The sequence below is a fragment of the Flavobacterium luminosum genome, from assembly GCF_023635005.1.
In the GTDB taxonomy this organism is placed as follows: Bacteria; Bacteroidota; Bacteroidia; order Flavobacteriales; family Flavobacteriaceae; genus Flavobacterium; species Flavobacterium luminosum.
Window position 1 is genome coordinate 1 of the sequence record NZ_JAMLJM010000016.1, and the last position, 7,757, is coordinate 7,757.

Annotated in this window: 9 protein-coding genes; all 9 read left to right on the forward strand. The window is 29.8% G+C overall.

Annotated elements, in window-relative coordinates; genetic code table 11:
- The first annotated feature begins 167 nt into the window (after positions 1–167).
- The 9 genes from NAT50_RS12180 (at position 168) to NAT50_RS12220 (ending at position 7,183) form a co-directional block, all read left to right on the forward strand.
- Positions 168–1,052, forward strand: coding sequence for an SGNH/GDSL hydrolase family protein (locus NAT50_RS12180; protein ID WP_250593502.1), 885 nt, complete (start codon positions 168–170; stop codon positions 1,050–1,052).
- Between the two features lie 166 nt (positions 1,053–1,218).
- A complete protein-coding gene (locus NAT50_RS12185) occupies positions 1,219–1,791 on the forward strand; it encodes a hypothetical protein (protein ID WP_250593503.1) in 573 nt (190 codons plus the stop codon).
- A gap of 186 nt (positions 1,792–1,977) precedes the next feature.
- Entirely contained in the window at positions 1,978–2,166 is a 189-nt protein-coding gene (locus NAT50_RS12190) for a hypothetical protein (protein WP_250593504.1), read from the forward strand.
- Between the two features lie 447 nt (positions 2,167–2,613).
- Positions 2,614–2,853: a hypothetical protein gene (locus NAT50_RS12195; protein ID WP_250593505.1), complete on the forward strand. Its 240-nt coding sequence runs from the start codon at positions 2,614–2,616 to the stop codon at positions 2,851–2,853.
- Complete coding sequence (locus NAT50_RS12200) at positions 2,837–3,142, forward strand: type II toxin-antitoxin system RelE/ParE family toxin (RefSeq protein WP_250593506.1); 306 nt, start codon at positions 2,837–2,839, stop codon at positions 3,140–3,142. The genes NAT50_RS12195 and NAT50_RS12200 overlap by 17 nt, the downstream gene beginning before the upstream one ends.
- 703 nt (positions 3,143–3,845) lie before the next feature.
- Positions 3,846–4,313 (forward strand): cbb3-type cytochrome c oxidase subunit I, encoded by a 468-nt coding sequence (locus NAT50_RS12205; protein ID WP_250593507.1) that lies wholly within the window; start codon positions 3,846–3,848, stop codon positions 4,311–4,313.
- A 157-nt stretch (positions 4,314–4,470) separates the two neighbouring features.
- Positions 4,471–5,016 carry a hypothetical protein gene (locus NAT50_RS12210; RefSeq protein WP_250593508.1) on the forward strand — a complete coding sequence of 182 codons (546 nt, stop codon included), beginning with the start codon at positions 4,471–4,473 and terminating at the stop codon, positions 5,014–5,016.
- 179 nt (positions 5,017–5,195) lie between these two features.
- On the forward strand, positions 5,196–6,782 hold the full coding sequence (locus NAT50_RS12215) for a zinc-dependent metalloprotease (protein ID WP_250593509.1): 1,587 nt from the start codon (positions 5,196–5,198) through the stop codon (positions 6,780–6,782).
- A gap of 14 nt (positions 6,783–6,796) precedes the next feature.
- Positions 6,797–7,183: a lipocalin family protein gene (locus NAT50_RS12220; protein ID WP_250593510.1), complete on the forward strand. Its 387-nt coding sequence runs from the start codon at positions 6,797–6,799 to the stop codon at positions 7,181–7,183.
- Positions 7,184–7,757 lie beyond the last annotated feature (574 nt).

The following is a 7,757-nucleotide window of genomic DNA, read 5'->3' on the forward strand; positions in this document are numbered from 1 at the left end:
AAAACCATTTTTTATTTGCTTTTAAAATGTAAATTAGCAAATAGAAAAAATGGTTTTGCTTAAGTTAGTTCAAAATTGAAAGTTTAGTCTTTCTAATCCGCTCCTTCGCAAAGCCGCAAAACGTTAGTGGCAATACTTCTGCCGAAATAAAATCTAAAGAAAATAAGATGACTACGAAGTTTAAATCAATTTTTAGATATAAAGTTTTAATAGCTACCAATCTGATAACCATGATTTTTCTCATGGTCATTTTAGTAAAAGAAAATTATCCTAAAAAATTGTTGAGAAAGATTCAATATAATAATTCAGAAGTTACTGCAAAAAAGGAATCTGTAACGGAAGAAGAACTATCTGCAATGAACAATACGTTTCAACTAAAATTTAAAGATTATGTTGAAGGAAAAGGAAATCGGTCTTTTAAAGTACTTATTATAGGAAATAGTTTGGCTAATCATGCAATTGCTAAAAATATTGGATGGACTCACGAAAGTGGAATGGCTGCCACAAATATAAATAAAGATTATGCACATTTACTTTTAGATAAACTATCTAAAAAATTACCTAATAAAAAAATTACGATGAGAGTTGCAAATTTTTCTCATCTTGAAAGAAATCCTAACCTTGAATTATATGGCAAAATTGATGATTTTGTTAATTTTAAACCTAACATTGTAATATTCCAATTAGGCGAAAATGTAAAAGATGACAATTTACTTTTATTCCAAAAAAAATATATAGAACTGATTAATTCTTTCAAAAAAGAAAACAAAAATATCACTATTTGCACAACATCATTTTTTCCATCACTACATAAAAATAATTTAGTCCAAATTGTTTCCTCAGAGACGAATAGCTTTATTGTAGACCTATCACATTTAACCTTAATTGACAAAGAGAATTATGCGAAATATGAAAGAAATTATCAGGGTGATCAGACAAAATGGAAAGCGAGTGGAATTGGTTTACATCCTGGTGACAAAGGGATGAAAAGTATAGCCGACGAACTATTTATCACGATTAATGCTATAATTAGTCAACAAAAAGTTAAATAGTACAGCCACTAACAGCGGTTTGGCGCCATTGCTGGTTTCAGGAATATTTGGAAAAAACTCCGTTTTTTCCAATTTAGTTTTGTACCTGCAAACTTTTAGCTAAATTTACGCAACGGCAGGCCAAGCCGGCGGGACGTTACCAGCAATTTTACCAAAAAAACCGAAAATGAATATTCTATTTTTTTCTACACTATTGATTTTCATAATATTAATAATTAATTATTTTAATTCAGCTAGAAAAAAAAGCAGATTAAGGTTATTAACCATTTTTGGAATTTTAATTGGAATTATAACTTTAGGTTTAAATTTTCTGAGTAATTCTTGTTTTGGAGCTTCAACTCCTATTGACGTAAAAACAGAAAATTTAACTAAACAAAACTTAAAAATTTATGGAATAACATTCTGGGAAGACTTCGGAGACGGAAATGGAAATTATACACATTATGATAAAGAATTAAAACCGAATGAAACTTCAGAATTTTGTATTGACAATGACGGCGGGAAATTTTGGTTAGTTGCAAAAAATGAGAAAAACGAAATTACTTATATTAAAGAATCTTTGAGTAATGAAAGTAATTTTGAATATAAAATAACAAACCAAAATGTTGAAATCGAAAAAGCAAAAATTGCTAAAGAATTAACTTTGAAAACAGACAAAAGTATCGAATTAGAAAAATATTTAATTTGGACAAACATAATATTGATTGGATTACTAGCGATAAGTTTATTGAAAAAATAAAAACTGCTGGTAACAGCGGTTTGGCGCCATTGCTGGTTTTGGGCATACTTGGAAAAAACTCCGTTTTTTCCAATTTAATTTTGTACCTGCAAACTTTTAGCTAAATTTACGCAACGGCAGGCCAAGCCGGCGGGACGTTGTATGCAAGTTTGCAAAAAGACGTTTCTACTAAAACAAAAAAGTGAAATGACAAACGAAAAAACAATTGAAGAGATTGAAAAAGAAATGCAAATCTTATGGGATGAAGTAGACGAAAAAACCAACTCCATATTAGAAGTACTAAAAGGAGTTAGTTATAAAAACATTAGATTGATTAAAGCGAGTGTTGAAAGAAAAATTGAAGAGGCTATTAATCATTCAAAACTTGTACTATGACATTTTTAAAGAGTAACGACTTGCTTAATTGAGTATGCAACTCTTCTCCGCAAGTCAATCTAATAAAACAACCTAATTTACCTTCTACCTCATAAATAGAGGTAATATGATTTAAGTAAACTGTCCATAATTTTTTATCTTCTGTTCTAAATTGAATGTATTTCATAGTAAAAATTTTAAAATTAGATTGCAGAATTACAAAAAACAACCGACATTAGCAAATGAGAAGAGAAAAACCTGCATACAACAGTGGTTTTGCAAAATTTGGGCTAAAGTATTAATTTAAAATTGGTCTTGTACTTGCAATCGCCGTTAAAAAATTAAAAATTGGGAATGGCTTTCCCCAAACCTCGCAAAGCCACAAAACGTTGTGCGACAGTTTTAACGAAACTTATAAAACAGATTCAAAATATATTTGTACTTTTGAAATATTAAACCTTTTGGATTATGGATATTGAATTACACATACAAAATAAAAAATTGGAATTAATCCAATGGCTTTCAACATTAGAAGATTCAACTCTTATCGAAAAGATTATGGAATTAAGAAAACGCGAAAGTAAAGATTGGTGGAATTCAATTTCTGAAAATGAGAAACAATCCATTGAAAAAGGTTTACAAGATGCCGAAGAAGGAAAATTAAATCCACATACAAACGCCAGAAAACTTTATGAAAAATGGTTATAAAATTCTTTGGACTGATTTTGCTCTTAAAGAATTAGAATCAACTATAGAATATCTTGAAGAAAACTGGACAGAAAAAGAATTAATGAATCTTGCGACTAAGCTTGAAGAAACTCTAAGTTTAATATCTCAAAATCCAGATTTATTCCAAAAATCTGAATTAAAGGATGATATTCGGAGAGCGATCATTCTAACTCACAACTCTTTGTATTATAGATTTTATAATGATCAAGTTGAAATTCTTTCATTTTTCTCAAATCGTCAAAACCCAAAGAAAAGAAAACTAAAATAAACCGATCGCACAACAGCGGTTTGGCGCCATTGCGGGTTTTGCGAATATTTGGAAAGTTTATCGTTAAACCAAAATTTGTTTATATTTGTGATGTTCCGTGAGCAAATGCCGCAACAGCAAGCCAAGCCGGCAGGACGTTAACTGCAACTGCCGAATTGAACGCTGAAAAACCCAATCTGACGTTGAATTGTTACTGAATTTCTGTCCACTACTTCTCGCCTATTTTTTGAAAATTTCCGAAGAAATTAAAATCGTATTTTCATTTTGTAGAAACTTGAAAATTGGACAAAAATCCAGCAACTGTTGAAAGTAAAAATGGTTGACAAAACTCAGTTTGACAAATACTGAAAAGGTTCCGAACTGGACGTTGAAAAAAAAACAGAAAACAACTTTGTGGAATTTCGTTGCGCTAAATTTTGAGAATTAAACGCAGAAAAAAATTCCGAAAAACAGAAATTTGAAAAACTTTACGTTGAAAAACAGAAACGAATCACTTTGCGAAAAAATCCGAACTGAACGCAAATAAAAAAAATCAGCAGCAGTTAACAGCGGTTTGGCGCCATTGCGGGTTTTGCGAATATTTGGAAAGTTACTCGTTGAACCAAAATTTGTTTATATTTGTGAAGTTCCGTGTGCAAATGCCTCAACAGCAAGCCAAGCCGGCGGGACGTTATGCGAAAGCGGCCAAAACTAAGTGAAAACAATGAGAAAATTGATTCAAGTAAACAAAATATATTTATATTTTTGGGTAACGTCATTAATAATTATACTAATTGGTTTAAAAGATATAAATGATTCAAATGCAGTTTTTGATATAAATGTCCATGATACATATTTTGTCATTCATACATTTCATGCCGCAACAGTATTATCTTTTATATACTTCTTTTTGGGATTAGGTTATTGGATTATTAAAAAAATTAATGGAAAACTTATTTCTGCTTTATCATTGATTCATTTTATAATAACAATAGGAAGTTTTCTTGCTTATTGGGTTGTTTTCTTATTTCTAAAAACGTTTTATACTGAACAAGAATTATTATTTATGCCAATCGATTTGATGAATAATACACTTGTTTTAATTTTTATCCTAAATTTAATAGCTCAACCTTTATATATAATTAACATAATTATAAGTCTTATCCGAAAATTAAATAATGCCATCGCATAACAGCAGTTTTATGACATTGCGGAGCTTGGCTTGTGTTTGGAAAATTCTCCGAATTTTCTCTGGGAAGTTTTGTACTTGCAAACTTTTAGGCTAAATTTACCGCAACGTCATAAAGCTGGCGGGACGTTAGCCGTCATTTTAAAAACCCGAAATATTAATGTTTAAACCCAACCAAAAGACAAAAGAAATTTTAACTTTCATATTTTTATTTTCTTTTTCCTTTCTTTATTTTTTTCTTGCTAAAATTGGTTTTGAAAAACAAAATATCAACCTTAATAATGTTGACAAAATAATAAGTCCAGTTGAGAACAGAGGAATAGATTATAGATACGGTAGTAAAGGAAGAAAATCTAAAGTATTTTATATAAAATTAAAAGACTTGAATGAAAAAGTTGGTGTGTATAGAATGTCTAAAGAATATGATGATTTGATTTCTAAAATAAATATAGATGACAAATTAACCGTTTACTATAAAGATAATAATAATGATTCAGAAAATGTAAATATTGATTTAATTCAAGTTGAAAGAAATGGAATTATTATACTTGACAAAAAAGAATATGAGAAAAAAGAAAGTGCTTTAATATATATTGGATTAATAGCTGGCTTTTTTTCTGTTGGTTATTCTCTTTATTACTTAAAAAGAAAAACAAGTTTATTGAAAAAGAGAAAAAAGAAATTAAATAAAAAAAACGTCGGCTAACAGCGGTTTTGTGCCATTGCTAAGCTTGGGCTTCCTTTGGAAAAAACTCCGTTTTTTCCAATTTGGTTTTGTACTTGCTAACTTTTTTGCTAAATTTACGCAACGGCGACAAAGCCGGCAGAACGTTAGCAGCAAGCCTTTCGCCGATTAAGATATCTAATACAACAACTGTTAAAAAAATGAAAACGAAATTACTTATTCTAACTCTTGCTTTAATGTTTTCCCAAACTTTAATTTCTCAAGAATTTTGTACTACAGAATCCAATAACCAAGTAAAAAATTATACTTCTTTATCAAGGATGTATCATGCTTCAGGGTCGGGTGAAGAAATTCTATGTTTAAATGTTTATTTTCATATTGTTAGAAATGATGATGGCTCTGGTGGAATTAATAGTTATGAGATTAATGATATTATAGAAAACTTAAATTCAAACTATAATCAACACAATATACATTTTAATAAATTAGGATATGACTATATAAATAATTCTGATCTTAATAATATTCAATGGCCATCACAACAATATAATCTTATTCAACTAAATAATGTACCTAATGCTATCAATTTTTATATTGTTGACAATGCATTTTTCAATGGTTGGGCAGAAAGTATTCCTAGTACAAATTTAATTATAAGAAAAGAAGTATCAATAACAAATGTTTCCTCACATGAGATAGGGCATTGTTTAAACTTATATCATACCCACGAGACTAGATTTGGAGTTGAAACCGATGAAAATTGCAGTTATGCAGGAGATTTAATTTGTGATACGCCTCCCGATTCTGGGTTAAGAAACCCCTCTGATATTAATCCATATTGGGTTGACTCAAATTGCAATTACACCAAAAACGATGGATACAATCCAGATACGGAGAATATAATGTCTTATACAAGTCCTAACTGTTTAAGACATTTTACTAATCAACAAGCCATTAGAATGTATGATGCCATCCTTAACGACCCTATATTACAATCTGTAATAAGTTGTAATTGTACAGAAACAACTTTACTCGGTAAATCTACAATCTGCAGTGATGAAACTACTGTTTATGCTGTCCCATGTGGGAATGCAACTTTCTTGACATCATCTAATCTTCAAATTTTAAACACTACTTCGAATAGTATTACTGTTAAGCCCATTAACACTTCTATTAACGATGAGGCTACTGTAACGGCAATAGTAAATGGTGTGACCTTACAAAAGGATATTTGGGTAGGCAAACCGAAGATTAATGTTACTTTACAACCAGATGTAAATTATGTTTTTTTAGAGCTAACCGGTTTAAATTCGGATATTCATAAACAAAACATCACCAATATTAAATGGGAAACCATTTCGTCAACAGGTAATCCTGTAATGGGTCCAGCAATAAATAGTTTTGAAAACCTTGCTCATGGGAACAATACAAATTGGACAATTGAAGCATTGATTAAAGTGGCAAACTCCTGTGATACGACTTATGTTTATAGGACCATACAACCTCCTCCGCCTGTTCTCTGTGAAAATTTTAGAATTTTAAAAACGAGTCAAGATGAGTATTCTGTTTTTAAAATTATAGACCCTTGTGCAAAAGTAAGTCCAAATAATATTGAAAAAGTCAAAGATAAAGAGATAAAAAATGTAAAACTTTACGATATTTATGGTTTAGAAGCAAAAACTTTCGATAGCAATTCATTTGTAACTTTAGGACTTAAAAAAGGTGTCTATATTTTTAAGCTCTATGTAGAAGAAGAAATAATAAACCACAAAATAATCGTTGAATAAAAAATCAAAATATTATGAAAACACTTATTTACTTTTTATTGACAATATTTATGTCAGGATGTACAAAAAACGATAACCCTGAAAATAATGTTCCTCCGGAACTTATTGGAAAATGGAAAATTGTAGAAATTTATTCTTCTGATGGTAGTTCAGCTTCTTGGAAACCTCATGATTCTGGTCAAGTTTATGACCTTTGGTTAAAAAGTGATTGGACTTATCTTACTTTAGACAATAATGTGAATTGCAATAAAGGTAATTTTTCAATCAATAACAATCAAATTACTTTTCATCCTTGTGCATCAGAATATCCTTTAACAATTGAAACAATAAGTGCAGAAATTTTAATTTTAAGAGATAATTTTACTCCTGAAGTTTACAAGACAAAATATCTAAAAATATAACTATGCACAACATTGTGTATAAGAAATAGCGGTTTAGAGATAAAAACTAAACTTCTGTTTCTGATCTTTGTTAAGTTATTAATACGAAGTTTTGAGCATAAAAGTATGCTACTTTAATATACAAATATTCGTTAGCAGCAAACCTATGACAAATTAACTTCGAAAGATGCGCTCAATAAAGGCACACAAATCAAGGCAACAAAAAACTTAAAACTATTCTGTGAATTAGCAAATCAAACAAAAGAATGAATGTAGAAGAGTTAAAAGCTAAAAAAGGACTCTGTATTAAAAAAAATAAAATAGCACAACAAGGCCAGCTGCTAACAGCGGTTTGGCGCCATTGCTGGTTTTGGGAATATTTGGAAAAAACTCCGTTTTTTCCAATTTAGTTTTGTACTTGCAAACTTTTAGCTAAATTTACGCAACGGCAAGCCAAGCCGGCGGGACGTTAGCGGTAATTTTAAAGCAAAATTTTGATTACATGAAAATATCTAAAAAGACAAATCTTTTTTTAATGCTTCTTTTATACTTATTTGCATTCTATGGAATTTATCTAACTATTAGTATAATATCA

Excerpts from the sequence above, each read along its gene's own strand:
- NAT50_RS12180 (WP_250593502.1), top strand. The coding sequence starts at position 168 with ATGACTACGAAGTTTAAATCAATTTTTAGATATAAAGTTTTAATAGCT.
- NAT50_RS12185 (WP_250593503.1), top strand. The coding sequence starts at position 1,219 with ATGAATATTCTATTTTTTTCTACACTATTGATTTTCATAATATTAATA.
- NAT50_RS12190 (WP_250593504.1), top strand. The coding sequence starts at position 1,978 with ATGACAAACGAAAAAACAATTGAAGAGATTGAAAAAGAAATGCAAATC.
- NAT50_RS12195 (WP_250593505.1), top strand. The coding sequence starts at position 2,614 with ATGGATATTGAATTACACATACAAAATAAAAAATTGGAATTAATCCAA.
- NAT50_RS12200 (WP_250593506.1), top strand. The coding sequence starts at position 2,837 with ATGAAAAATGGTTATAAAATTCTTTGGACTGATTTTGCTCTTAAAGAA.
- NAT50_RS12205 (WP_250593507.1), top strand. The coding sequence starts at position 3,846 with ATGAGAAAATTGATTCAAGTAAACAAAATATATTTATATTTTTGGGTA.
- NAT50_RS12210 (WP_250593508.1), top strand. The coding sequence starts at position 4,471 with ATGTTTAAACCCAACCAAAAGACAAAAGAAATTTTAACTTTCATATTT.
- NAT50_RS12215 (WP_250593509.1), top strand. The coding sequence starts at position 5,196 with ATGAAAACGAAATTACTTATTCTAACTCTTGCTTTAATGTTTTCCCAA.
- NAT50_RS12220 (WP_250593510.1), top strand. The coding sequence starts at position 6,797 with ATGAAAACACTTATTTACTTTTTATTGACAATATTTATGTCAGGATGT.